1 pseudogene is annotated in these 256 nt (G+C 40.6%); it reads right to left on the reverse strand.

The features are described 5' to 3' along the window. Positions 1–256: pseudogene (locus CWB76_RS07715) on the reverse strand (bifunctional ornithine lipid synthase OlsF); the annotation flags it as partial.

Below are 256 nucleotides of genomic sequence, written 5' to 3' on the forward strand. Positions count from 1 at the left end.
CCACTACCTTCACCTACAGCCCGAAAAGCGATTTCTCGTAAGCGGCCCAGTTCACGAAATAAGGGAGAGCTTCCTTGGTATTGGTACAAATAAATCACCATGCCATCACTGGTTTTACCTAAATGTTCGCAGCATTCTATGGCTTTTTTTAATTCTTTTTTACATTCAGGAGAGGCAATTGGAGCATGAGTTTTTAATGGTAGCGTTTTTTTTGTGGTTAAACGGTATAGTTGCTTACGGATTAGCTCAACCACTT

This window comes from Pseudoalteromonas sp. S1609, assembly GCF_005887255.1.
Lineage (GTDB): Bacteria > Pseudomonadota > Gammaproteobacteria > Enterobacterales > Alteromonadaceae > Pseudoalteromonas.